The sequence below is a fragment of the Streptococcus ictaluri 707-05 genome (genome assembly GCF_000188015.2).
Taxonomy (GTDB): Bacteria; Bacillota; Bacilli; order Lactobacillales; family Streptococcaceae; genus Streptococcus; species Streptococcus ictaluri.
The window spans coordinates 387,744-411,893 of sequence record NZ_AEUX02000006.1 but is presented as its reverse complement, the minus strand read 5'-3'; the positions used below and the strand labels follow the sequence as shown (position 1 = coordinate 411,893).

General features: G+C 37.4%; 24 protein-coding genes and 2 pseudogenes. 25 read left to right on the top strand and 1 reads right to left on the bottom strand.

From position 1 onward, the window contains the following. Position 1: 1 nt before the first annotated feature. The 10 genes and pseudogenes from STRIC_RS07095 to STRIC_RS07050 all read left to right on the top strand — a co-directional run bounded on the left by STRIC_RS07095 (position 2) and on the right by STRIC_RS07050 (position 6,827). A pseudogene (locus tag STRIC_RS07095) lies at positions 2–1,850 on the top strand (DUF859 domain-containing protein). Positions 1,851–1,861: 11 nt separating this feature from the next. Continuing rightward, positions 1,862–2,212: a DUF1366 domain-containing protein gene (locus STRIC_RS07090; protein ID WP_008089433.1), complete on the top strand. Its 351-nt coding sequence runs from the start codon at positions 1,862–1,864 to the stop codon at positions 2,210–2,212. A 13-nt stretch (positions 2,213–2,225) separates the two neighbouring features. Then, the gene (locus tag STRIC_RS12905; RefSeq protein ID WP_008088796.1) at positions 2,226–2,348 is read left to right on the top strand and encodes a CD1375 family protein; all 123 of its coding nucleotides are present in this window, start codon (positions 2,226–2,228) and stop codon (positions 2,346–2,348) included. A 12-nt stretch (positions 2,349–2,360) separates the two neighbouring features. Continuing rightward, the gene (locus STRIC_RS07080) at positions 2,361–2,651 is read left to right on the top strand and encodes a hypothetical protein (protein WP_040832129.1); all 291 of its coding nucleotides are present in this window, start codon (positions 2,361–2,363) and stop codon (positions 2,649–2,651) included. A gap of 1 nt (position 2,652) precedes the next feature. Then, on the top strand, positions 2,653–2,817 hold the full coding sequence (locus tag STRIC_RS12450) for a hypothetical protein (protein ID WP_040832127.1): 165 nt from the start codon (positions 2,653–2,655) through the stop codon (positions 2,815–2,817). Positions 2,818–2,833: 16 nt separating this feature from the next. Next, positions 2,834–2,956: a hypothetical protein gene (locus tag STRIC_RS12900; RefSeq protein ID WP_040832125.1), complete on the top strand. Its 123-nt coding sequence runs from the start codon at positions 2,834–2,836 to the stop codon at positions 2,954–2,956. After that, positions 2,944–4,155 (top strand): glucosaminidase domain-containing protein, encoded by a 1,212-nt coding sequence (locus tag STRIC_RS07065; RefSeq protein ID WP_008089148.1) that lies wholly within the window; start codon positions 2,944–2,946, stop codon positions 4,153–4,155. The genes STRIC_RS12900 and STRIC_RS07065 overlap by 13 nt, the downstream gene beginning before the upstream one ends. A gap of 410 nt (positions 4,156–4,565) precedes the next feature. Continuing rightward, positions 4,566–5,483, top strand: a complete 918-nt coding sequence (locus STRIC_RS07060) for a LysR family transcriptional regulator (RefSeq protein WP_008088969.1) — start codon at positions 4,566–4,568, stop codon at positions 5,481–5,483. Continuing rightward, positions 5,480–5,938, top strand: coding sequence for a signal peptidase II (gene lspA / locus STRIC_RS07055; RefSeq protein WP_008089367.1), 459 nt, complete (start codon positions 5,480–5,482; stop codon positions 5,936–5,938). Before STRIC_RS07060 ends, lspA begins: the two co-directional genes overlap by 4 nt. After that, complete coding sequence (locus STRIC_RS07050; RefSeq protein ID WP_008089451.1) at positions 5,928–6,827, top strand: RluA family pseudouridine synthase; 900 nt, start codon at positions 5,928–5,930, stop codon at positions 6,825–6,827. The genes lspA and STRIC_RS07050 overlap by 11 nt, the downstream gene beginning before the upstream one ends. A gap of 48 nt (positions 6,828–6,875) precedes the next feature. Here STRIC_RS07050 and STRIC_RS07045 read toward each other — a convergent pair whose 3' ends face one another. Continuing rightward, positions 6,876–7,490 carry a TVP38/TMEM64 family protein gene (locus STRIC_RS07045; protein WP_008089522.1) on the bottom strand — a complete coding sequence of 205 codons (615 nt, stop codon included), beginning with the start codon at positions 7,488–7,490 and terminating at the stop codon, positions 6,876–6,878. Between the two features lie 207 nt (positions 7,491–7,697). Here STRIC_RS07045 and STRIC_RS07040 point away from each other — a divergent pair. The 15 genes and pseudogenes from STRIC_RS07040 to STRIC_RS06975 all read left to right on the top strand — a co-directional run. Further along, positions 7,698–8,510 (top strand): annotated as a pseudogene (locus STRIC_RS07040) (IS30 family transposase); the annotation flags it as partial. A gap of 275 nt (positions 8,511–8,785) precedes the next feature. Next, a complete protein-coding gene (gene pyrR, locus STRIC_RS07035; protein WP_008088854.1) occupies positions 8,786–9,307 on the top strand; it encodes a bifunctional pyr operon transcriptional regulator/uracil phosphoribosyltransferase PyrR in 522 nt (173 codons plus the stop codon). Between the two features lie 14 nt (positions 9,308–9,321). After that, complete coding sequence (locus STRIC_RS07030) at positions 9,322–10,581, top strand: uracil-xanthine permease family protein (protein WP_008089462.1); 1,260 nt, start codon at positions 9,322–9,324, stop codon at positions 10,579–10,581. A 63-nt stretch (positions 10,582–10,644) separates the two neighbouring features. Further along, positions 10,645–11,577, top strand: coding sequence for an aspartate carbamoyltransferase catalytic subunit (locus tag STRIC_RS07025; protein WP_008089123.1), 933 nt, complete (start codon positions 10,645–10,647; stop codon positions 11,575–11,577). Between the two features lie 36 nt (positions 11,578–11,613). Beyond that, a complete protein-coding gene (locus STRIC_RS07020) occupies positions 11,614–12,705 on the top strand; it encodes a carbamoyl phosphate synthase small subunit (protein ID WP_008089237.1) in 1,092 nt (363 codons plus the stop codon). Between the two features lie 105 nt (positions 12,706–12,810). Then, positions 12,811–15,987, top strand: coding sequence for a carbamoyl-phosphate synthase large subunit (gene carB / locus STRIC_RS07015; RefSeq protein ID WP_040832122.1), 3,177 nt, complete (start codon positions 12,811–12,813; stop codon positions 15,985–15,987). Positions 15,988–16,193: 206 nt separating this feature from the next. Next, complete coding sequence (locus STRIC_RS07010; RefSeq protein WP_008089208.1) at positions 16,194–17,459, top strand: efflux RND transporter periplasmic adaptor subunit; 1,266 nt, start codon at positions 16,194–16,196, stop codon at positions 17,457–17,459. Next, positions 17,459–18,169: an ABC transporter ATP-binding protein gene (locus STRIC_RS07005; protein WP_008089546.1), complete on the top strand. Its 711-nt coding sequence runs from the start codon at positions 17,459–17,461 to the stop codon at positions 18,167–18,169. Before STRIC_RS07010 ends, STRIC_RS07005 begins: the two co-directional genes overlap by 1 nt. Before the next feature lie 11 nt (positions 18,170–18,180). Beyond that, positions 18,181–19,389 carry an ABC transporter permease gene (locus STRIC_RS07000; RefSeq protein ID WP_008089417.1) on the top strand — a complete coding sequence of 403 codons (1,209 nt, stop codon included), beginning with the start codon at positions 18,181–18,183 and terminating at the stop codon, positions 19,387–19,389. After that, a complete protein-coding gene (locus STRIC_RS06995; protein ID WP_008088700.1) occupies positions 19,382–19,999 on the top strand; it encodes a TVP38/TMEM64 family protein in 618 nt (205 codons plus the stop codon). Before STRIC_RS07000 ends, STRIC_RS06995 begins: the two co-directional genes overlap by 8 nt. Positions 20,000–20,061: 62 nt before the next feature. After that, a complete protein-coding gene (locus STRIC_RS12680) occupies positions 20,062–20,718 on the top strand; it encodes a glycerophosphoryl diester phosphodiesterase membrane domain-containing protein (RefSeq protein WP_008089124.1) in 657 nt (218 codons plus the stop codon). Between the two features lie 29 nt (positions 20,719–20,747). Then, positions 20,748–21,800 carry a glycerophosphodiester phosphodiesterase gene (locus STRIC_RS12675; protein WP_234944200.1) on the top strand — a complete coding sequence of 351 codons (1,053 nt, stop codon included), beginning with the start codon at positions 20,748–20,750 and terminating at the stop codon, positions 21,798–21,800. A 114-nt stretch (positions 21,801–21,914) separates the two neighbouring features. Next, a complete protein-coding gene (rpsP, locus tag STRIC_RS06985) occupies positions 21,915–22,187 on the top strand; it encodes a 30S ribosomal protein S16 (protein WP_008089077.1) in 273 nt (90 codons plus the stop codon). Positions 22,188–22,196: 9 nt separating this feature from the next. Then, positions 22,197–22,436 (top strand): KH domain-containing protein, encoded by a 240-nt coding sequence (locus STRIC_RS06980; protein ID WP_008089218.1) that lies wholly within the window; start codon positions 22,197–22,199, stop codon positions 22,434–22,436. 185 nt (positions 22,437–22,621) lie between these two features. Next, positions 22,622–24,130, top strand: coding sequence for an LPXTG cell wall anchor domain-containing protein (locus STRIC_RS06975; RefSeq protein WP_008089095.1), 1,509 nt, complete (start codon positions 22,622–22,624; stop codon positions 24,128–24,130). The last annotated feature ends 20 nt before the right edge of the window (positions 24,131–24,150 follow it).

The following is a 24,150-nucleotide window of genomic DNA, read 5'->3' as shown; positions in this document are numbered from 1 at the left end:
ATTGGCAGAATTTTGGTCAAACAATGACAGAGGTTATCGTATTAGACTTACGATTGACCAAGTGTCTCAAAATACATTAGCAAATAGTAGTCAGGTTAGAGTAAGGCTTGCCTTGCTTAATACCACAACTACTTTTGCACAGTATAGTTGTTCTGCCTATGTTGATTTAAACGGTCAACGGTTAGATTGGTCAGGCTCACCATCAGTACTTAGCTATACCTCAACAATTTCTCTGATTGATAGAACAATAACGGTTAATCATAATGCTGATGGTACTAAATCATTTGGATTCATTGCTAGCTTTAGCGGTTCTGGTGGATGGTCTCCAGGTACTTTGACTGTTGGTAGTGGTACTTTTACACTTACCACTATCCCACGTTCTAGCTCTGTCAGTGTTATAACTGGAACTATTGGCAGTGCTATCACTATCAACATCAATAGACAAAGCTCTAGCTTCAAGCACACTGTCCGCTATACTTGGGGAAGCAAGTCAGGAACTATTGCAAGCAATGTGGATACTTCCACCACTTGGACTATCCCTCTTGATTTTGCAAATGACATCCCTGACAATACCACTGGGGTAGGTACTATCTATGTAGATACCTATAATGGTTCAACTTTAACTGGCACACAAGAAACAACTTTAAAAGCTACTATACCAGATAGTATGAAACCGACACTATCAAGCATTAGCTTGAGTGATGCTCATACCGTTGCAGGTAGTGTGGTACCAAGTGCAGAGTATTTTGTACAAGTATACTCTGATATTAGAGTGAACTTTGGCTATGCTAGCGGTACTTATGGCTCAACAATTAAAGAGTACTATGCTGAGATAGTCGGAAAAGGACAATCAACTAACCAAAATGGTGGTAGCTTAGGTAGCATGCTATATGATGGTCAAATCACCATTAGGGCTAAGGTCATTGATAGCAGAGGAAGAGAGTCATCAACGATTGACAAAACCGTTACTGTGCTCAAGTATTTTCCGCCTGCCTTATCTTTTGATGTTGCGAGGTCAGGGTATTCATCTAGCACGCTGACAGTCACTAGGAGGGCTTCTATAGCACCGTTATCTGTTTACGGTACGCAAAAAAAACACTATGACACTCGTTTTTAGTGTTGCAGAATTAGGCTCTAGTTATTCTTCTTCCAATAATGGCTCAGCGAGTGGGACGTGGTCAAATGTGTCTAGCTTGGTAAACTCGTCCGCTAATTTATATGGTACCTTCTCGCCAACAAAGTCTTATACGATTAAAGGGGTGCTATCTGACAAGTTTAGTCGCACCGAATTTGCATTTGATGTTGGAACGGAATCAGTTGTCAAATCAATTTCCAAAGATGGGATTGGTATCCAAAAGATTTGGGAAAAGGGGGCTCTTGACGTTAAGGGGGACACTTATATTAGTGGCAAATTGTACGTCAACAATACAGAGGTTAAGACGTCATTTGACAAGACAGATATTTTAAACATGGTTTATCCTGTTGGGGCTATTTACATGAGCACATCATCTGCTAACCCATCGACATTTATTGGTGGCACATGGCAGAGATATGCTCAAGGTCGGACCATTGTCGGGGTCTCCGAAAATGAGAGTGAATTTAGTTACGTTGGTAAAACTGGAGGAGCCAAAACTCATACTTTAATAACTAGCGAAATGCCTAGTCATACGCACGGAATAGGTAGTGGAAACAAATTCGTTGGGAATGGTACTGGAGAAGGAGGAGCTGGATTAAGCGCAACGTCCAATTCTTATGCTGTTTATAGCAATACCGCATCTGCTGGTGGAGGTCAACCTCACAACAATTTACAACCGTACATCACAACATATATTTGGCTCAGAACAGCCTAGAAAGGAAACTTATGCTAGTTATTAAATCAAAATATCCAGACCAGATGCCAGATGGCTCTGTGTCTGGCGCCAAGGTAATTATAGACGGTGTTGATGATCACGCCGGTTGGCACATACCGTTAACATTACCTAAAGAGTATTTAGACAAACCTCAAAGCGAGGTTATGGCACTATGCGAGAAAATGATTTATCAACAGTTACAACCACAAAAAGCGCTGAATGAAAAATTTGCTAAACTCGATGAAACCATTGAAAAAGGCGAAAATATGCTTAAATTTGTGACTGGAATTTTAAATCAAATTATCGCAACAAATGAAGAAGAGGAAACAACAGATGATCAAACTGTTGGAAAAGTGGATTAAAAGGAGACGTATCATGATGATTAATTATTTTGCAATGCAGATTGAATTCGGTTGGATTACTTTGGAAGATGTTCCTGAAAAATATCGCGAAAAAGTAAAACAGCTTGTTGAATCAGGTAATATTGGAGCAGAATAGCGAGGTAACTAGATGCAGGTTTTTATGCAGATAGCTTCGCTTTGCGGAGCTGTTATTACGGTTACATCGCTAGTTAAATTAGTTGTGCAACCATTCCAAAACTCAATCAAAAAAAATAACGAAACGATGCGATTGTTACAAGATACTATCCAAACTTTAACGTATGATTTAAAGGACTCTCAAAAAGACCGCGAAAACATCCACAAAGTATTAGATAGGCATGAAGACAGCATCAATCGCACGGAAGATGAAATCATTGCTCATAAAGAGCAGTTGAAAACATTATTTAATAAGGAGAAATAACATGAATAAATGGTTTAAAAAAGTAGCGATCAAAACAATTAAAATAATGGCACAAACTGCTGTTGGTCTTATCGGATCAAGCGTGTTGATCACGGATATTAACTGGCCAACAATGTTGTCAGCGGTACTGCTATCAGGACTAACATGCGTTCTGATGAATGTGTAACAAATCAAGGAGTAAGATGAGAAAAGCAATCACACAACTAGCCGTAATCATAGCTATCATGGTGCTATATTTTCCACTGGCCGTGATTGCTTTGATTTTGGTTCCCTTTATAGGAGAGGATGATAGATGGCATTTTTAGATAATATAAAAAGCGCAGTTATCGCAGAGTGGCACAATCATAAGATTTTGCCATCTTTGCCAGCTGCTCAAGCTATCTTAGAGAGTGGGTGGGGTAAGTATGCCCCACATAACGCTCTATTTGGTATCAAGGCAGATAGCTCTTGGACTGGTAAGTCATTTGATAGCAAGACTCAAGAGGAGTATCAACCAGGAGTTGTGACTGATATTGTAGACCGATTTAGGGCCTATGATAGTTGGGATGAGTCTATCGCTGACCATGGCCAGTTTTTAGTAGATAATCCACGCTACCAGTCTGTTATTGGGGAGACTGACTACAAAAAGGCTTGTCATGCGATTAAGGACGCAGGATATGCCACAGCCAGTGGTTATGCGGAGCTACTTATCCAAATTATCGAGGAAAATGACTTGCAGTCTTGGGATGCCGAAGTTATCGGCAGAAAGGAGAAACAGATGATTAGTTCTCAGTGTCGAGAAGTCATTGAATTTTATATCAACCTAGCCAACGCTGGCATGGGCGTTGATAAAGATGGTGCTTATGGCACGCAGTGTGCAGACGTCCCTTGCTATGCCGCTAAGCATTGGTTTGGTGTAGACCTTTGGGGCAATGCAGCTGACTTACTAGCTAGTGCAGCAGCCTTAGGATGGGAAGTCCACTACCTGCCTACAGACGCAAATCCACGAGCAGGAGCATTTTTTGTCATGAATGCTTGGTTTGACGGTGTAAATTATGGTCATACTGGTCTTGTCTATGTTGACTCAGATGGCTACACTATGCAGACTATCGAGCAAAATATTGACAGTAATGCCGACGCTTTATATGTTGGTGGTCCAGCAAGATTTAACGTCCGTGACTTTACCAATGTGGCAGGATGGTTTTACCCACCATATCAAGGAGATGCAGTTACACAAACAGTCAGCACCGAGCCACAAAACTCTGACACAATTGTAGAGACACCAAAAGCAGGTACTTTTACGCTTGATGTTGCAGAGATTAACATCAGACGTTGGCCAAGCTTAGCCAGCGAAGTTGTAGGCAGTTATAAACAAGGTGACATCGTTAACTTTGATAGCGAGGGTTATGCGAATGGCTACTACTGGATTAGCTATGTTGGTGGCTCAGGTATGCGAAATTACATGGCTATTGGGATAACTGACAAAGACGGCAACATTATCAGTCTCTGGGGAAAATTAAATTAGTGTAACCGACATATATGTCGGTAGCAAAAAAGGAGGTAAAGCTCCTTAAGATAAGACAAACGCCCTCGCTATTGCGGGGGCTGTTTTTGGTACCCATTTTGGTACCCATAATTATTAACTATGTCACTTTTAGATAACATTTAAAGAGCTGAAGTATTGATTTGTTAGGGCTTTGAAGGTTATTGCAGAATAAGGCTATTTAATCATAAAAAACAAGTATCAGTTTACCCAGTAGCTAAATAATTGTTTAACATCGCATTACATAAGGCCTTCCGACTTTTCGGAAGGCTTTTTTATTTCAAAGATAGGCAGAGAAGATAAGGACTTAACAATTGAATAACAGTTAGTCGCTTTTAGAATCTATGATTTTTATGCTATAATGAGGGGTACTAGATTTAGGAAGTAAGTTAATGAATATTCAACAATTACGATATGTTGTGGCAATTGCAAATAATGGCACTTTTCGAGAAGCGGCTTCAAAGCTTTTTGTCAGTCAACCCAGCTTATCAGTCTCAATCAAGGATTTGGAGTCTGAACTTGGTTTTCAAATTTTTACGAGAACCACAACAGGAACGGTTCTCACTAGCCAAGGGCTAACCTTCTATGAAAAAGCTTTAGAAGTTGTTAAAACTTTTGATTCTTTTGAGAAAGAATTTTCTCAATCTGATAGAGATCATAATGAATTTTCAATTGCCAGTCAGCATTATGATTTTTTACCTCCTTTAATTACAGAGTTTTCTCAGAAATACGAGGGACACCGTGTTTTTCGCATTTTTGAGTCGACAACCATTCAGGTTCTTGATGAAGTTGCACAAGGTAATAGTGAGATTGGAATCATTTATTTAAATGCTGATAATCGTAAAGGTCTTTTTCAGCATATGGATAAGTTGGCTCTTGAGTATGTGGAACTAAGTCCCTTTACTACCCACATTTACTTGTCAAAAACCCACCCACTTGCTAGTAAGGACAGTCTTATTTTAGAGGATATTAAAGGTTTACCAGCAGTTCGTTTTACGCAAGAAAAAGATGAGTACCTCTATTATTCCGAAAATTTTGTGGATACCAGTCATAGTCCTCGGATTTTCAATGTTTCTGATAGAGCCACATTGAATGGGATTTTAGAGAGAACAGATGCTTTTGCGACCGGATCTGGTTTTTTAGACCATCGTAGCGTTAATGGAATAAAGGTCATTCCATTAAGTGATCATATTGAAAATAGAATGATTTATGTTAAGCGACGTGATAAAAATTTATCACTAGCCGCTCTTACCTTTATTACTATTTTAAAAGAATACTTTGATAAAAGAAGAAAGATGGAAATCGATTGAAAAAAATAATCTTTACAATAACTAGCCTTCTATTGATTCTCCTTGACCAATTAAGCAAGTTTTGGGTAGTATCTCATATTGAGCTTGGTCAAGTAAGGCCTTTTATTCCTGGTCTGCTAAGTTTAACATATCTCCGAAATCATGGTGCTGCTTTTTCCATTTTACAACATCAACAATGGTTTTTTACCTTCATAACCATTGTTGTCATCAGCTATGCCCTTTATTATTTTTGGAAACATCCTAAGGCAAGTGTTTGGAAGCAAATAGCACTAGTCTTAATCATTTCTGGAGGGCTTGGTAATTTTATTGATCGAGTGCGTTTATCCTATGTTGTCGATATGATACATTTAGATTTCATGAACTTTGCCATTTTTAATGTGGCTGATTCCTATCTTACAGTAGGTGTTATGTTGTTAATGATTTGTTTATGGAAAGAAGAGGATTATGGAAATTAAAATAAAAGAAGCGGGAGATCGTTTAGATAAGGCGCTGGCAGATTTGACAGACCTTTCGCGCAGTCAAGCTAATGATCAAATCAAACAAGGTTTGGTCTTAGTGAATGGCCAAGCCAAAAAGGCTAAATATACAGTTCAACTTGGAGATAAGATTACTTATCAGATTCCTCAGGAAGAGGTTTTGGAATATAAAGCAGAGGATATACCTTTAGATATTATTTATGAAGATGATGCACTTGCTATTGTCAATAAGCCTCAAGGGATGGTAGTTCACCCTTCAGCAGGACATGCCTCAGGAACTATGGTGAATGCACTGATGTATCACATTAAGAACCTATCATCTATCAATGGAGTGGTTCGTCCAGGTATCGTTCATCGCATTGATAAAGATACTTCGGGATTGCTCATGGTAGCAAAAACAGATAAGGCACATCACCATTTGGCAGAAGAATTAAAAGCTAAAAAGTCGCTACGAAAATACTTAGCTATTGTCCATGGAAATCTTCCAAATGATAGAGGAGTGATTGAAGCCCCAATCGGTCGAAGTGAGAAAGATCGAAAAAAACAAGCTGTCACGGTAAAAGGCAAAGAAGCCTTGACACGTTTTACAGTGTTAGAACGTTTTGGAGATTATACTTTGCTTGAATTACAGCTTGAAACAGGTAGAACGCATCAAATTCGTGTTCATATGGCCTACATTGGTCATCCCATTGCGGGAGATCCTCTCTATGGTCCACGAAAAACTTTGAAGGGACAGGGGCAATTTTTACATGCACAGACTCTCGGTCTAACTCATCCTGATAGTGGAGAGGAATTGCGATTTACTGTGGAAGCTCCTCAACTGTTTCAAAAAACTTTAGCTCGTTTGAGGCAAGATAACAAGTCATAAAAAGAAATTGACCGTTAAAAAGGTTGTAATACTTTGTCTTGCAACCTTTTAGCTATGAAAGAATTGACTAAGGGATTGAATACCGTGATAAGTTAGGATTGTATAAAGATAGAGGGTGATAGGTTTTGAAATAACAAATAAGGTGATGAATTTTTTTAAGGTTATCTTACTGAGACCTGATACCATGCATAAAAAATCATCAGGAAAACCAGGTAATAAAAAAGCGGTCACTAGGAAGCCCTCAAAATAGCTTCCTTTATTGAGGTAAGGTATGTATTTATCGTAAGTTTTATCAGAAACAAAGGCTTTAGCAAAAGTCTCACCGTAATTTCTAGCTAAGAGAAAAGCTGCTATGGAACCGATAAAGATGCCGATACTATTGTAGATAAAGCCCCAAAGAGGTCCAAACATGACGTGACCTAACACACAGGTTAAACCTCCAGGAATAATAGGATAGATAACTTGGATTATCTGAACCAAGATAAAGATAAGAGGAGCCCAAATCCCCATTTGATATAAATAGTGTTGGAAGGGACCATTAATTGCAAAGAAATCAGGATGTTTTTGGAAATAAATGAAAAACGCAATGGAAGATAAGATTCCTAAAACTGCTAGTGTATGAATCAGAGTTTTGTGATTTAGTTGGGTTAACTTAGAAAACATCTTATTTACCCTTCTTTCTTGAAATGTTCATAACATCATTGTATTATAAAAATAAAACAAATAATATCAGCCTTTAGACTTATTTTTGAAAGATTAATGAAAAATAGTTCACCCGCGTTGTAAAATGAAGTGCAACAAAAAAGACATGTTCGTCTGATATACTAGAATTTCCCAATTCAGTATGGAAAACAAACCTTCTTCAACGCCTATTTCGCTGATAGTGGGCAACGTGTCTATGAAACCAATCGTCAAAAGAGTTCTTATCTCAAGTTGAATGACTGCTCCGCTAGGTTCATTGAACAATTAGAATCTGCCTTGACGGCTAACATTCGTCTCCATAGTGTGGATAGTTTTGTTCAGACTTACAAAGTGAACCATCCTGAAGAAGTCGTCTCCTCTACCAAAACGATTTATCGTTATATCAAAGAGGGGGTATTAGCTATTAAACCAATCGATTTGCCTAAGATGGTTAGTATCAGAAAACGTTCTAAGAAAGTCATGAAGACGAATAAGAAGACTTTAGGTAAATCTATCGAAGAACGTCCAGAATATATTAATGATCGTTCTGAATTTGGGCATTGGGAGATTGATTTGGTTCTCGGCAAGAAAACCAAAGGTGAAGCTGTTATGTTTGACTTTTGGTAGAGCGCCAGACACGCTATGCACTAGGAGTTAAGCTAGAAGACAAGCAGTCCCAAACCATTAACCGTGCTGTCACGCATCTCATCAGTCAGTATCCTAATGCATCCATCACAGCGGATAATGGTTCTGAGTTTAGTTTACTCTCAAACTTAGAAGCTGTTGAAGTTTACTTTGCACATCCCTATTCTTCACATGAGAGAGGAACAAACGAGAAACTTCAATGGCCTCCTCAGAGAATATGTCCCTAAAGGAGTCTCACTTAATCCACTAACCTCTGAAGAACTTGACAATTATATTACTGCCATCAATGAGCGCCCAAGACGACTTCTTCAATATCAATCCTCAAAATTCCTGTTTGAGCTATCCCGAACAGCTTAACATCTGGAACTCTAGTTATCTATGAACTGGTTGCACTTGACTTGACAACTTGCGGAAAAATAGTTCATTAAAAAATTTTTTGAAAGACCTTGTTCTTTTATTTTTTTTTTGCTATACTATTGAAAATAAAATATTCCTTTAATCTAGTCCCGTGAGACTGGCAAGGAGAATGAACGGATCAAAAGTGCGCCATTAGGTTTTGTGGTGCCCATATTTTGTGAAATCTCCTTGCATTCAAGGAGATTTTTTATGTGAATTTTTGGAGGAGGTTTCAAATGAAATCGAAGGAAATTGTTGATCAAATGACCATGAAGCGTGCCATTACACGTATTACTTATGAAATTATTGAGCGTAACAAGGATTTGGATAATGTCGTTTTAGCAGGAATTAAAACACGAGGTGTTTACTTGGCTCGTCGTATTCAAGAACGGTTATTACAACTTGAAGGTCTGGACTTACCAATTGGTGAACTAGATATCAAACCGTTTAGAGATGACACAAAAAGTCAAGAAGATACAACAACTATGCCAGTTGATATCACTGGAAAAGATGTCATTTTAGTAGATGATGTTCTTTATACAGGCCGTACGATACGAGCAGCTATTGATAATCTGGTTAGTTTGGGCCGTCCAGGTCGTGTGAGCCTTGCTGTCCTAGTAGATAGAGGGCATCGTGAACTACCTATTCGAGCAGCTTATGTTGGCAAAAATATTCCAACTAGCAGTAGTAAAGAAATTGTTGTTGAAGTCGTTGAAGTTGACGGCCAAGACCGTGTTAGTATTGTGGATCCAAGCTAAGAAAGAGGTAAATTGTGAAAGACGTTATTTATGATGTAGAAGAAGTTCCAAAAGCCGGTGTTCTGATTGGCTTATCTTTCCAACATTTATTTGCCATGTTTGGAGCGACTGTTTTAGTCCCTATTCTTGTTGGCATTGATCCTTCTGTGGCCTTGCTTTCCAGTGGTTTAGGAACATTAGCGCACCTATCGGTTACTAAATTTAAAATTCCTGCTTATATGGGATCTAGTTTTGCCTATATTGCGGCCATTCAAATGCTGATGAAGACAGATGGTATTGGGGCAGTAGCACAAGGAGCAATTACAGGTGGTTTAGTTTATTTACTTGTGGCACTTGTGGTTAAAGCTATTGGTAATGACTGGATTGATAAGATTTTACCACCAATTGTGGTAGGACCGATTGTCATGGTCATTGGACTTAGCCTTGCTACTACAGCCGTTAGTGATGTCATGCTAAAAGATGGTAAGTATAATCTCCTCTATTTTATTATCGGGCTCTTAACCCTACTAGCAGTCATCTTCTTTAATATCTACGGAAAAGGAATTGTAGGTATTATCCCTATCTTGCTAGGACTTTTAGTAGGTTACCTCTTTGCCATTCTACTTGGTTTTATGACTGGACAAGAAATTGTCGATTTTACAGAAGTAGCTAAAGCACAGTGGCTTAGCCTACCATCAGTTGAGATTCCCTTCCTAACTTATGGGGTAAGGTTTTACCCAAGTGCTATTCTTACTATGGCTCCCATTGCTTTTGTCACAATGACTGAGCATTTCGGACATATTATGGTTTTAAATAGTTTGACTAAAAGAGATTACTTTAAAGATCCAGGCTTGGAAAAAACCTTAACCGGAGATGGTTTGGCTCAAATGATTGCTGGTTTTCTGGGAGCCCCACCGGTTACTTCCTATGGTGAAAACATCGGTGTTATGGCCTTAAACAAGATTTTCTCAGTCTATGTGATTGCTGGAGCCGCTGTGATTGCTGCTTTGCTAAGTTTTGTTGGAAAGGTTTCAGTATTGATTCAATCTATTCCGAGTCCAGTTATTGGAGGAATCTCTGTAGCCTTGTTTGGTGTCATTGCTTCTAGTGGTTTGAAGATTTTAATTGAGTCAAAAGTAGACATGGATAATAAGAAAAACCTCTTGATTGCAAGTGTTATCTTGGTATCAGGTATCGGTGGCTTAATGCTTCAAGTTAATGGCCTTCAAATCTCAGGAGTTGCCTTTTCAACCTTATTAGGTATTCTTTTGTATCAAATTCTTCCAGAAAAATAAAGTCTTTTAAGAAGTCTACTGATTTTGATATCTACATTAATTAGAATTAAAGAGGGGATAAATATGCCAGTTATTGATAATCGTGTTGCACTAAAAAATCTTGTGTCAATGGAAGAGTTAAGTAATGAAGAAGTATTAGGGCTCTTAAGTAGAGGCTCTGAATACAAGTCTGGTGAAGCTAGAATGGCTAACCAAAACTTGTATTTTGCGGCTAATTTATTCTTTGAAAATTCAACTAGAACCCACAAATCGTTTGAAGTGGCAGAAAAAAAGCTAGGGGTCAATGTCCTTGATTTTAATGCAGATACCAGTGCTGTTAATAAAGGAGAGACACTTTACGATACAGTACTAACCATGAGTGCTTTAGGTGCAGACATTTGTGTTATTCGTCATCCTCAAGATGAATATTACAAAGAATTGGTAGAAAGTCCTACCATTACGACAGCTATCGTCAATGGTGGAGATGGATCTGGTCAACACCCTAGTCAATGTTTACTCGATTTGCTGACAATTTATGAAGAGTTCGGACGTTTTGAAGGGTTAAAGATTGCGATCGCTGGTGATTTAAGCCATTCACGTGTTGCTAAATCTAATATGCAGATTCTAAAGAGATTAGGAGCGGAGCTTTACTTTTATGGTCCGCAACAATGGTACTCAAGTGAGTTTGATGCCTATGGCACTTATATTGATATCGATAAGATTATTGACCAACTAGATGTTTTGATGCTTCTTCGTGTGCAACATGAACGTCATGATGGCAGTCAAAGCTTTTCGAAAGAGGACTATCATCAGCAATTTGGGTTAACGAAAGCGCGTTATCAGTCTTTAAAATCATCTGCCATTATTATGCATCCAGCACCTGTCAACCGAGATGTGGAAATTGCAGATAGTTTAGTAGAAGCACCTAAAGCTAGAATTGTGGCACAGATGGCAAATGGGGTTTTTGTACGAATGGCTATCATCGAAGCTATTCTAAATGGTAGAAAAGTTCTCTAGTATTCCTCAAAAAATTAGAGTGGAGTAAGCAATTAAATGACAAAACGATTACTGATTTTAGAAGATGGAACGATTTTTGAAGGGAAGGCCTTTGGGGCTGATATTGATGTCACAGGTGAAATCGTCTTTAATACTGGGATGACTGGTTATCAAGAGTCAATAACAGACCAATCCTATAATGGTCAGATTCTGACTTTTACCTATCCCTTGATTGGCAATTATGGCATTAATAGAGACGATTATGAGTCCATTAGTCCAACTTGTAAGGGAGTGGTTGTTTCAGAGGTAAGCAGGTTAGCCAGTAATTGGCGTCAGCAAATGACCTTAGATGAGTTTCTAAAAGCAAAAGGAATTCCTGGCATAAGTGGTATTGATACGCGAGCATTGACCAAATTGATTCGAAAAGAAGGAACAATGAAAGCGACGATGGCTGATGACGGAGATAGTATAGAGCATTTAAAGGATCAATTAAGGGCAACCGTTTTAGCGACAAATAATATTGAACAGGTTTCCACTAAAGCGGCTTATCCTGCTCCAGGAACTGGAAAAAATATTGTGATAGTGGATTTTGGACTCAAACATTCTATTTTGAGAGAATTTTCAAAACGCCGATGCAATGTGACTGTAGTTCCTTTTGATATAAGTGCAGAAGACATTTTACAATTGAATCCAGACGGCTTGATGTTATCAAATGGGCCAGGAAATCCAGAAGATTTACCAGGTGCTTTAGCAATGATTCGAGGAGTTCAAGGAAAAATCCCTATATTTGGTATCTGTATGGGTCATCAGCTCTTTAGTCTAGCCAATGGTGCTAAGACCTTTAAAATGACTTTTGGACATCGTGGCTTTAACCACGCTGTTCGAGAGATTGCAACTGGTCGTATTGATTTTACCAGTCAAAATCATGGTTATGCCGTTGAAAGAGATACTTTACCCGAAAGTCTGATGATCACCCATGAAGAAATTAATGACAAAACAGTTGAAGGGGTAAGACATCGGGATTATCCAGCCTTTTCGGTTCAATTTCATCCAGATGCAGCACCTGGACCACATGATGCCAGTTATTTATTTGATGAATTTCTAGAGATGATTGATGCTTGGAAAATGGATCAGTCAAGTCAAAACTAATATTTAATGTTAAACAGAGAGTTGACAAATAGATGGAGAAAGGAAGGGATACAGCTTTCGCTTAGCGAAAAAGTGTTTCAGATGAACACTATGTATCGATAACATATGCCAAAACGCAAAGATATTCATAAAATTATGGTCATTGGCTCAGGACCAATAGTGATTGGTCAAGCAGCAGAATTTGATTATGCCGGTACACAAGCTTGCTTAGCCCTCAAAGAAGAAGGTTATGAGGTTATTTTAGTCAACTCTAATCCTGCCACTATTATGACCGATAAAGAAATCGCCGATAAGGTATACATTGAGCCTTTAACCCTCGAATTTGTTAGTCGAATTCTAAGAAAAGAAAGACCAGATGCCTTAGTTCCCACTCTAGGTGGTCAAACAGGATTAAACATGGCTATGGAGCTTTCCAAAAAAGGGATTCTTGATGAATTGTCAGTTGAACTTTTGGGGACCAAACTATCAGCTATTGATCAAGCAGAGGACCGTGATTTATTTAAGAAATTAATGGAAGAGCTTGACCAACCCATTCCAGAGTCAGAGATTGTCAATACTGTCGAAGAAGCTCTTGATTTTGCTAATAGCATTGGCTTTCCTGTTATTGTACGACCAGCCTTCACTTTAGGTGGTAGTGGTGGTGGACTCTGTCAGAATGCTAGAGAATTACAAAATGTTACCGAAAATGGACTTAAGCTATCACCTGTTAGCCAGTGCTTGATTGAACGCTCCATCGCAGGCTTTAAAGAAATTGAATATGAAGTCATGCGAGATTCAGCAGATAATGCATTGGTCGTGTGTAATATGGAAAATTTTGATCCAGTTGGTATTCATACAGGAGATTCTATTGTTTTTGCCCCTACGCAAACCTTATCAGATATTGAAAATCAACTCTTGCGTGATGCCAGTTTAAAAATTATTCGTGCTCTTAAAATTGAAGGTGGTTGTAATGTTCAGCTAGCTCTAGATCCAAACAGTTTTCGTTATTATGTTATTGAAGTTAACCCACGAGTCTCAAGATCTTCAGCCTTAGCATCAAAAGCAACTGGTTATCCTATCGCTAAGCTAGCTGCTAAAATAGCGGTTGGTTTAACTCTTGATGAGGTGGTTAATCCTGTGACAGGTAGCACCTATGCGATGTTTGAGCCTGCTTTGGATTATGTGGTTACAAAAATGCCACGTTTTCCTTTTGATAAGTTTGAACAAGGTGATCGTCGTTTAGGAACTCAGATGAAAGCCACAGGTGAAGTGATGGCTATTGGGCGAAACATTGAAGAATCTCTCCTAAAAGCTTGTCGCTCGCTTGAAATTGGCATTACTCATAACGAAATGCCTGAGTTGTCTGCCGTCAGTGATGATATCTTAGTGGATAAGTTAATTAAGGCCCAAGATGACCGTCTCTTTTACCTATCAGAAGCTATTCGCCGAGGTTATCAGATTGAAGACTTAGCTGCTTTGACAAAAATAGATCTCTATTTCTTAGATAAATTATTACATATTCTTGAATTAGAAGAAGCACTGAAAGAAGCGCCTGTAGATGTACAGCTCTTAAAAGAAGCTAAGCGTTATGGCTTTTCAGATGCTAAAATTGCTTCGCTTTGGCAGCTTGATCCCAAAAACGTGAGACAATTACGATTAGAACAAAACATCTTGCCGGTCTACAAAATGGTAGATACCTGTGCCGCTGAGTTTGAGTCTAGCACCCCTTACTTCTATGCTACTTATGAATGGGAAAATGAGTCAGAAAGATCTACAAAGGAATCGATTATTGTGATCGGATCTGGCCCTATTCGAATTGGTCAAGGGGTGGAGTTTGACTATGCAACGGTGCATTCTGTTAAGGCCATTCAAGATGCTGGCTATGAAGCCATTATTATGAACTCTAATCCTGAAACTGTCTCAACTGATTTTTCCATTTCAGATAAACTTTATTTTGAGCCTTTGACATTTGAAGATGTCATGAACGTTATTGATTTGGAGAAACCCAAAGGTGTTTTACTTCAATTTGGAGGTCAAACAGCTATTAACCTTGCAGCCGACTTGCAAGCAGCAGGAGTCAGAATTTTAGGAACACAATTGGAAGATTTAGATCGGGCAGAAGACCGACATCTATTTGAACAAGCCTTGAAAGACTTGGCTATTCCACAGCCACCAGGCCAAACAGCCACCAATGAAGAAGAAGCCTTACTAGCAGCAAGACGTATAGGATTTCCAGTCCTAGTTAGGCCTTCTTATGTACTAGGTGGTCGCGCTATGGAGATTGTTGAGAATGAAGAAGACCTTAGAGCTTATATGCAGACAGCCGTCAAAGCTAGCCCAGAACATCCCGTTTTGGTAGATTCTTATATTATCGGAAAAGAATGTGAAGTAGATGCCATTTGTGATGGGGAATCTGTTTTGATTCCAGGTATTATGGAACACATTGAGAGATCTGGTGTGCACTCAGGAGATTCAATGGCTGTTTACCCACCTCAATCCTTATCACCAAAAATAAAGGAAATGATTGTAGACTATACTCAGAGGTTAGCAATTGGTCTTAATTGCATCGGTATGATGAATATTCAATTTGTGGTAAAAGATGAAGAGGTCTTTGTCATTGAAGTCAATCCACGTTCTAGTCGTACAGTTCCTTTTTTGTCCAAAGTGACCGATATTCCAATGGCTCAAGTGGCAACAAAAGCTATTTTAGGTCAGAAGTTAGAAAGTATGGGGTATCAAAAAGGGCTTTATCAAGAAAGTCAGTTGGTACACATCAAAGCGCCAGTCTTTTCCTTTACAAAATTAGCACAAGTAGATAGTTTACTGGGACCTGAAATGAAATCAACAGGAGAGGTTATGGGATCTGATACAAGTCTGGAAAAAGCTCTGTATAAAGCCTTTGAAGCTAGTTATTCTCATTTATCAGAGTATGGTAATATTGTTTTTACAATAGCAGATGACAATAAGGAAGAAGCTCTCCTTCTTGCCAAGCGTTTTAGAGCAATGGGCTATCAGATTTTAGCTACTCAAGGAACAGCCTCTTATTTTGAAGAAAATGGTTTAGTTAGTCAACTTGTCGGTAAAATCGGTGACTCAGCCAATGATATACCATCTTTAGTAAGAAATGGCAGAGTTCAAGCAATTGTGAATACAGTTGGTAATAAACGAACAGCTGATAAAGACGGTCAACTTATCAGAAGCTCTGCAATCGAGCAAGGAATTCCTTTATTTACAGCTTTAGATACTGCGGCAGCAATGTTAATTGTTTTAGAAAGCAGAAGTTTCTTGACACAAGCCTTATAAAATTGTTGAAACCATTTTTAAGTTTTCTTGAAGATGGTTTTTTCATTACAAAAGTGTAAGTTAAGAATAAAGACAAATTGGTATAATTAAAGTAGATGCTATAAGATAAGGAAATGTTAAAGGCAAAATGACAGAAACGCCTTGACAAGCACAAACAATAATCATATACTTGTCTTATAAAAATAGTACAAAACAGGAGGGCAGAGATGTCTATTAAAGGAATGGAAAATATGTCAAAGAAAACCAAAGGCATTTTAATTGGTGCAGGTGTACTTGCTTTAGTTGCTATAGGAGTTATTTTATGGAAACAACAACAGGATACTCTAGCTGTTAAGACCATAAAAGAACCCTATTCATCAGTTAATGTGACAGAAGGTACAATTGCATCTTCAACCTTACTATCTGGTACAGTAAAGGCTCTTTCAGAAGAATACATTTATTTTGATTCATCCAAAGGAAGTGATGCTAAAGTAACTGTTAAAGTCAGTGATCAAGTAACGCAAGGACAACAGTTGGTTCAATACAATACAACAACTGCACAAGCTGGCTATGATGCCGCGGTTAGAAACTTAAACAAAATTGGACGTCAAATTAATCATTTGAAAACATATGGCGTTCCTGCAGCGAGCACTCAAACAAGCCAAGATGAAGAGACAGGTGAGGTAACAACAAAAACAATTCAACCCTCAGCTCAAGAAAATGCTAGTTACATTCAGCAATTACAAGATTTAAATGATCTCTATGCAGACGCTCAAGGGGAAGTCAATAAAGCTCAAGTTGCCCTAAATGAAACTGTTATTGTAAGTGGCGTATCTGGTACAGTGGTTGAAGCCAATAATGATATTGATCCTTCTGCCAAGAATAGTCAAACCCTGGTACACGTAGCAACAGAAGGACAACTTCAAGTTAAAGGAACATTGACAGAATATGACTTGGCTAATATCAAAGTTGGTCAACCTGTTAAAATTAAATCTAAAGTCTATACCGATCAAGAGTGGACGGGTAAAATTTCCTATATTTCTAATTACCCTTCAGACCCTAATGGTGGTGGAGCAGCGCAAGCTTCAACTGCGGGAGCATCAGATGGAACAGGTGCTACCTATGATTACAAGATCGATATTACTAGTCCATTAAACGATTTGAAACAAGGGTTTACGGTATCTGTAGAAGTGATTAATGAAGCAAAACATGTTTTGATCCCCGTGTCAGCTGTTGTTAAAAAAGGTAAAAAACACTTTGTTTGGCTTTATGATGATGCGACTGCTAAAGTGAAAAAAGTTGAGGTCACACTTGGTAATGCAGATGCGCAAAGACAAGAAATTAATACAGGACTTAAAGTAGGAGATATTGTCATTTCTAATCCAGATAAAAGGATTAAAGATGGTAAAAAACTTGAAGATGTCATCTCAACAGATAGCCATGCATCAAAAGATTCTAAAGAAAAGAGCAAAGAATCCGAGGTGAGTAAGTAGTGACAGATGAAAAAAAAGAACTCATACAATTAAAAAATATTGTCAAAAGTTATCAGAATGGTGACCAAAAACTTCAAGTTCTTAAAGGAATTGATTTAACAGTCTATGAAGGAGAATTTTTAGCCATTATGGGTCCGTCTGGCTCTGGAAAATCAACTCTAATGAATATTATTGGTTTGTTAGATAGGCCAACCTCAGGAGATTACAATCTAAATGGGACTGAGGTTAAGGCACTTAATGACCGCAAACTCGCTCAAGTGCGTAATGAAGAAATTGGCTTTGTCTTTCAACAATTTTTCCTATTAGCCAAATTAAATGCCCTTCAAAATGTTGAGCTACCTTTAATTTATGCAGGAGTTGGTATTACTAAGCGTAAAGAAAAAGCAAAACAATATTTGGAAAAAGTTGAGCTAGGCATGCGGATGAAGCATCTTCCATCAGAGCTATCAGGAGGACAAAAACAAAGAGTTGCAATCGCAAGAGCTCTTGTTAATAACCCTTCTATCATCTTAGCGGATGAGCCTACAGGTGCTTTAGATACTAAAACGGGAGAACAAATTTTAAAACTGCTGACAGATCTCAATAAAGAAGGCAAAACCATTATTATGGTTACACATGAACCCGAAATTGCTGATTATGCCACCCGAAAAATTATTATTCGTGATGGGGAAATCACAATGGACACAACAGAAAGTATTAGGATTGACTAGGAGGATATAGAATGGAAAATTGGAGATTCGCTCTTAGCTCAATCTGGGGGCACAAATTGCGCTCAATTCTAACCATGTTAGGGATTATTATCGGTGTTTCTGCCGTAGTTATTATCATGGGTCTTGGTAGTGCCATGACCAAAAGTATTACAGATTCTTTTACGAGTGATCAAAAAGAAATACAACTTTATTTTGAACCAAATGTTCAAGAAGAATTTTATACTCCAGACCAAGATAAGGTCGTTAAAGAAGATTGGCTCAAACAAATCGTTCACAGTATTGATGGTATTGATTCTTATTATTTTACTAATAACACCTCTTCAACCATTTCTTTTGAAAAAAAGAAAAAAGACAATGCTTCCATCAAAGGTGTAAGCTCTGATTATTTTAAGATTAAAAAATATGATATTCTAGCTGGGAGAAGCTTTGATACTAAAGATTATAGTAATTTCTCACGTATCATACTCTTAGATACTGTTTTATCAGATGAACTTTTTGGAAAAGGAAACTATCAAAAAGCTTTAAACAAAGTAGTCAGCTTAGGCAATAAGGATTATCTTGTTATCGGTGTCTATAAAGCAGAAGGTCTTAGCCCTATTTTTGGAATAGGTCTTGGAGGAGAGGCTACTATGACAAATACTCAGATAGCATCTGAGTTCCATGCTAAAGAGATTGATTCCATGTTTATCCATGTCAAGGACGCCAAGGAGAGTCTAAGGCTAGGTAAAGAAGCGGGCAAGATGTTGACTAAATTATCTCAAGTCAAAGATGGGAAATATGTTGCACCGGATAATGCCAAAATTATTGATAATATTAATAAAAGTTTTGGGATAATGACAACTGTTATTGGAGCCATTGCAGGGATTTCATTGTTGGTTGGTGGTATTGGTGTTATGAATATCATGTTGGTATCAGTAACAGAACGGACACGTGAAATAGGCCTAAGAAAAGCTTTAGGTGCCACACGTTTGAAAATTTTATCTCAGTTTCTAATTGAATCTGTCGTGTTAACTATTATTGGTGGTTTATTAGGTCTGTTGTTAGCTCAAGTAAGTGTTGGCTTACTAGGTAATGCTATGCAGGTTAAAGGAGCTTCTGTCTCTTTAGATATTGCACTGATAGCTGTTGCTTTCTCAGCTTCTATTGGTATTATCTTTGGATTATTACCAGCAAACAAAGCAAGTAAACTAGATCCGATTGAGGCCTTACGTTATGAATAGTTTTGAATTATCGCATTCACAATTAAAGAAAATTTTTCAAGTTTTGGGTGCTTTGTCCATACTCTTTTCGATTGCTTTAGTGGTATTTCTTTTCAGACAATTAGATATTCTAAATAACCCCAACGCTTTAGCCAACCTCATTAAAAAGCATCTTCTGATTGGAGCCATAGGCTTCTTTATCCTTCAGATTATTCAAGTTGTCATCCCTATTATTCCTGGAGGGGTGACGACTGTTGTAGGATTTTTAGCCTTTGGTCCTATTCTTGGATTCTTCTTAAATGTATCTGGAATTTGTATTGGATCTTGTCTTTTATTTCAATTGGTTAGAAGGTATGGTAAGCCATTTATTCTCCTTTTTTTATCAAAGAAGCAAGTTAATTTCTATGAAAAGAAATTAGCCAGTAAAACCTTTGAAACCTTTTTTATCCTGAATATGATTTCGCCTTTGGCACCTGCGGATGCCTTGATTATGGTGACAGGATTGAGCAAAATGACTTACCACAAATTTTTAATTATTATTTTACTTTGCAGACCAATTTCCATTATTACTTTTAGCTATTTTTGGATTTATGGTGGGGAGTTTATCAAAAATCTTTTGATAGCTTCTTAATTCCTAGCTGAGCTTGCTCAACTGGGAATTTTTCATAATATTGAGGAAAGGAGTAAATTGACATGTCTTTTTTATCTGAATTACTGTCGATTATGAAAAAAATCAAAATGGAATGGTTGATAAAAGCCAGTGTTTTTCAGTTGCTCTTTGTCACTATTGCAAATTTGGCTCTATCGGAGTTATTTTATCTGATTTTAGATGTATCTGGACAGTATCATTTAGATAAAGATAACATCATAACTTTTGTTAAGAATCCGCTTGCTTTATTTTTATTTTTGCTCTACTTTTTAGTATTAGTCGCTTTTATTCACCTTGAGTTTTTTATTTTATATCGTATTATTGCTGAAAAACGACTATCTCAGAGGAATTTTAAAAAAACAATAACTTATTACATACAGCATCTTAGAAAATATGTTATGGGTTGGCAACCATTAGTAATCCTAACCTATATTGTACTGACTATTCCAATTTTAAAGCTAGGTTTATCTTCTGTTATTACGGAAAAACTTTATGTACCGGATTTTATTATGTCGGAACTTTCTAAGAGTGAGACAACTAAATACCTTCTTTTTCTGTTACTTGGAAGCATGTTTTATCTGAATTTACGATTTGTCTATTTTTTACCTCTTTTATCCTTGAAAAAAATATCAGCACAAGCAGCTCTGATAGAAAGTTGGAAAAAACACGTCGACGAACGCTGGGGCTGCTGTCGAGGTTAGCCGGATTAGCAATTTTTGTCATAACGATAATGGCAACCTTAATTATGGTAATTCTGGCAGTCATTTTCTTCTTTTATGTAGATGGAAATCGCTTGACCATTCAAGTCATTTCACTAACTTTGGTTTGGGAAATCATCTTTTTTAGTACCATTTTTTTAAAATTAGCAGTTGCTATTCTTCTAAAAAATGACCTCATGCCAAATTGGGAACCCAAGAAAAGAATAAGACGAAAAAGAAGCTTTATTTCCCTCATACTTTTGTTATTATTAACTTTAGGATTTGCACTTGGATCACTGGGTAAACTTACTTTTTTAGAGCCTTCAGAAAATCAACAAGTAATTGCTCATAGGGGGCTTGTTTCGGCAGGAGTAGAAAACTCTATCGAAGCACTTGAAGGTGCTAACAGAGCTAAGAGTGATGCGGTAGAATTAGATTTAATGTTAACAAAAGACAATCAATTTGTAGTCTCTCATGATAATTCCTTAAAACGCTTGGCTGGTATCACCAATGATGTGAGACATATGACTTTAGCTCAATTAGAGTCAACACCTATTCATCAAGGCAAATTTAAAAGTCATTTTGTTTCATTTGAGACTTTTTATAAGAAAGCAAAGGAACTCAAAATGCCTTTGCTAATTGAATTGAAACCTACAGGAAGTGAACCTAAAAATTATGTTGATCTTTTTCTTGAGACCTATCGTCGGTTAGGAGTCGGAACAGAAAATAAGGTCATATCACTAAATCTGAAAGTTATGGAAGAGATTGAAAGAAAAGCTCCTTCTATTAAAACTGGTTATGTAATCCCTATTCAAATTGGCTTTTTGGGAGAAGAGAAGATTGATTTTTATGTTATTGAAGATTTTTCATATCGTTCACGCCTATCCTCTCAAGCGCTATTAAAGAAAAAAGAACTCTTTGTGTGGACAATCAATCAGGGGGACCGTATGGAATTTTATTTGCAAAAACCAATCCAAGGAATGATTACAGATTACCCTCAAGAAGTAAAGGCATTAAGTCATGAGCTAAAAAGAGAAAACTCCTTTTTTGATCGTTTGATTCGAATTATTTTCACCTCATTTTAAATGTGTCAAGAAAAAAACTTGACAGCAAATAAAAACTAGGTTATACTAAATTATATAAGAAGTGGCTGTGCCATTTTCTTACTTATTATCAAAAAGAAAAGAGACATTATAACAATGGCAGTTAAAATTCGTTTGACTCGTATGGGTTCTAAGAAAAAACCTTTCTACCGTATTAACGTTGCAGACTCACGTGCACCACGTGATGGTCGTTTTATCGAAACAGTTGGAACATACAACCCACTTGTAGCTGAAAACCAAGTAGCACTTAAAGAAGACCGTATCCTTGATTGGTTGTCAAAAGGTGCACAACCTTCAGATACTGTTCGTACCATCTTCTCAAAAGCTGGTGTTATGGCTAAGTTCCACGATCAAAAATTTTCTAAATAATTAAAGCCTATGGATACCATTGAAAATCTTATTATCGCTATTGTGAAACCTTTGATTTCACAACCCGATAAACTTACCATAAAAATTGAAGATACTCCTGACTTTATGGAGTATCATCTTGACTTGGATGCTCAGGACATCGGTCGTGTTATCGGCAAAAAAGGTCGTACTATTACAGCGATAAGATCGATTGTCTACTCGGTTCCAACCTTAGGAAAAAAAGTTCGTTTAGTAATTGATGAGAAATAATTCATTGTTTCACTAGACTAAAAGTTTGTTAGTATTACTAGCAAGCTTTTTTCTTTTAGTAAGTTCCTTTAAACTACTTTACTGGTTAAGTAAATGATGGTACTATGTTAATGACCTGAGACGGTTAATTATTTTTCACCCACATACTTAACTAGTTAAGTATGTGGGTGAAAAAAGGAGAAAAAATGAAAAAAGATTTTAAACTTTCTACTGGCTTACTTACAGTAGTGACTTTATCAAGTGTGGTTTTGGCTTCAGAAGCAACAATGTCAACAGTTCAAGCCCATACTCCAACAACAGCTGTGACAGTAGCTCAAGCAAATGGGAATTTTCAATTCATTGCTACAGTTGTTGATGCTAAAGGAAACAACTTAGCCGGTAAAATTGTTGTTGTCAGTGATGTGACTGATGGTGCTAGCAAAGTGCTTCAAACACTTACAACTGATGCCAAAGGTCAAGCTATCTTTTCTGCTCTTCCAACTAATCGTAATATTAGTGTTTCAGTGGATGGTGTAGTTAAAGGCTATACCTTGCGTACAAGTGAAGCTAACACAACAAAAGTAGCTAGTTTTACAGCAGAAGGTGTTGGTCAAGGAACACCTACTTACAGTACATCTCCTTTAGATGTTTTTGTTCGTAATCAAGATGCAGAAGCTATCGCAGGCAAATCTGTGACTTTAAAAGATGCACAAGGTAATGACATTGAAACTATTGTAAGCAATGCGGAAGGTTTGGCACGTTTTAGTCAAAAATTGATGGATGGCACCTTCTATCAGATCTATGTTGATGGTAAAAAATTAGCAGAAAATATGCCAGGACATTATTCTACTGTTTATTTAGATCAATCAAGCTCAGAACATAAACATGATGACAAAAAGGATTCTTCTACAAAATCAGATCCTTCAACTGGTCAAAAGAGTGAAGAAGGCTTCACTTTTGTAGCAACTGTTATGAATAAAGAGGGTAAAGCTCTTGAAGGTAAAGAAGTTGCTTTATTTGATATCACAGACGGAAAGGCACTTGCTTTGACTTCTGTTAAAACGAACGCAAGTGGACAAGCTATCTTCAAAAAATTACCATTATCTCGTAATATCAGTGTCAAAGTAGACGGAGAAGATAAAGGCTACACACTTAGAACCAGTGAAAATGGTGCTGAAAAAGCAGTTGCTTTCTATGCTAAAGGAGAAGGTCAAAAAGCAGTACCAACAACAAAAACACCTTTAACTGTGACAGTTAGAGATGCAGATGGCCAAGGTCTTCCAAATCAAAAAGTGACTTTGAAAAATGAACTTGGTCAAGTAATGGCAGAAATGATGACTGATAAAGATGGTAAAGTTACGGTTACTGATAAATTGATGGATGGTATGTTCTACAGTCTATTAGTCAATGATGTGAAAATGCGTGACTTGACACCAGGAAATGATGTTAGTGTTTACTTGAAGGCTGATCAAATTAAGAAAGCAACTGACAAAGATGCTTCTGATATGACAAAATCAGATAAAAATTCTACTAAGTCAGCTGACAAAACAAGTGATAAGGTAGACAATGCCAAAAAATCACTAGATCCAGTAAAACAAGACAGTAAAACACTTCCTAAAGCAGGTGATAAAGCTGTTACTATTTTAAGTTTAGTTGGAGTAGTAATGCTTGGCTTAGCAAGTCTTCTTTTGATTGCTAAGAAAAAAATGAACTAATAGACTAGTTCAAATTTAAA

Excerpts from the sequence above, each read along its gene's own strand:
- STRIC_RS07090 (WP_008089433.1), top strand. The coding sequence starts at position 1,862 with ATGCTAGTTATTAAATCAAAATATCCAGACCAGATGCCAGATGGCTCT.
- STRIC_RS12905 (WP_008088796.1), top strand. The coding sequence starts at position 2,226 with ATGATGATTAATTATTTTGCAATGCAGATTGAATTCGGTTGGATTACT.
- STRIC_RS07080 (WP_040832129.1), top strand. The coding sequence starts at position 2,361 with ATGCAGGTTTTTATGCAGATAGCTTCGCTTTGCGGAGCTGTTATTACG.
- STRIC_RS12450 (WP_040832127.1), top strand. The coding sequence starts at position 2,653 with ATGAATAAATGGTTTAAAAAAGTAGCGATCAAAACAATTAAAATAATG.
- STRIC_RS12900 (WP_040832125.1), top strand. The coding sequence starts at position 2,834 with ATGAGAAAAGCAATCACACAACTAGCCGTAATCATAGCTATCATGGTG.
- STRIC_RS07065 (WP_008089148.1), top strand. The coding sequence starts at position 2,944 with ATGGCATTTTTAGATAATATAAAAAGCGCAGTTATCGCAGAGTGGCAC.
- STRIC_RS07060 (WP_008088969.1), top strand. The coding sequence starts at position 4,566 with ATGAATATTCAACAATTACGATATGTTGTGGCAATTGCAAATAATGGC.
- STRIC_RS07050 (WP_008089451.1), top strand. The coding sequence starts at position 5,928 with ATGGAAATTAAAATAAAAGAAGCGGGAGATCGTTTAGATAAGGCGCTG.
- STRIC_RS07045 (WP_008089522.1), bottom strand. The coding sequence starts at position 7,490 with ATGTTTTCTAAGTTAACCCAACTAAATCACAAAACTCTGATTCATACA.
- pyrR (WP_008088854.1), top strand. The coding sequence starts at position 8,786 with ATGAAATCGAAGGAAATTGTTGATCAAATGACCATGAAGCGTGCCATT.
- STRIC_RS07025 (WP_008089123.1), top strand. The coding sequence starts at position 10,645 with ATGCCAGTTATTGATAATCGTGTTGCACTAAAAAATCTTGTGTCAATG.
- STRIC_RS07020 (WP_008089237.1), top strand. The coding sequence starts at position 11,614 with ATGACAAAACGATTACTGATTTTAGAAGATGGAACGATTTTTGAAGGG.
- carB (WP_040832122.1), top strand. The coding sequence starts at position 12,811 with ATGCCAAAACGCAAAGATATTCATAAAATTATGGTCATTGGCTCAGGA.
- STRIC_RS07010 (WP_008089208.1), top strand. The coding sequence starts at position 16,194 with ATGTCTATTAAAGGAATGGAAAATATGTCAAAGAAAACCAAAGGCATT.
- STRIC_RS07000 (WP_008089417.1), top strand. The coding sequence starts at position 18,181 with ATGGAAAATTGGAGATTCGCTCTTAGCTCAATCTGGGGGCACAAATTG.
- STRIC_RS06995 (WP_008088700.1), top strand. The coding sequence starts at position 19,382 with ATGAATAGTTTTGAATTATCGCATTCACAATTAAAGAAAATTTTTCAA.
- STRIC_RS12680 (WP_008089124.1), top strand. The coding sequence starts at position 20,062 with ATGTCTTTTTTATCTGAATTACTGTCGATTATGAAAAAAATCAAAATG.
- STRIC_RS12675 (WP_234944200.1), top strand. The coding sequence starts at position 20,748 with ATGGCAACCTTAATTATGGTAATTCTGGCAGTCATTTTCTTCTTTTAT.
- rpsP (WP_008089077.1), top strand. The coding sequence starts at position 21,915 with ATGGCAGTTAAAATTCGTTTGACTCGTATGGGTTCTAAGAAAAAACCT.
- STRIC_RS06980 (WP_008089218.1), top strand. The coding sequence starts at position 22,197 with ATGGATACCATTGAAAATCTTATTATCGCTATTGTGAAACCTTTGATT.
- STRIC_RS06975 (WP_008089095.1), top strand. The coding sequence starts at position 22,622 with ATGAAAAAAGATTTTAAACTTTCTACTGGCTTACTTACAGTAGTGACT.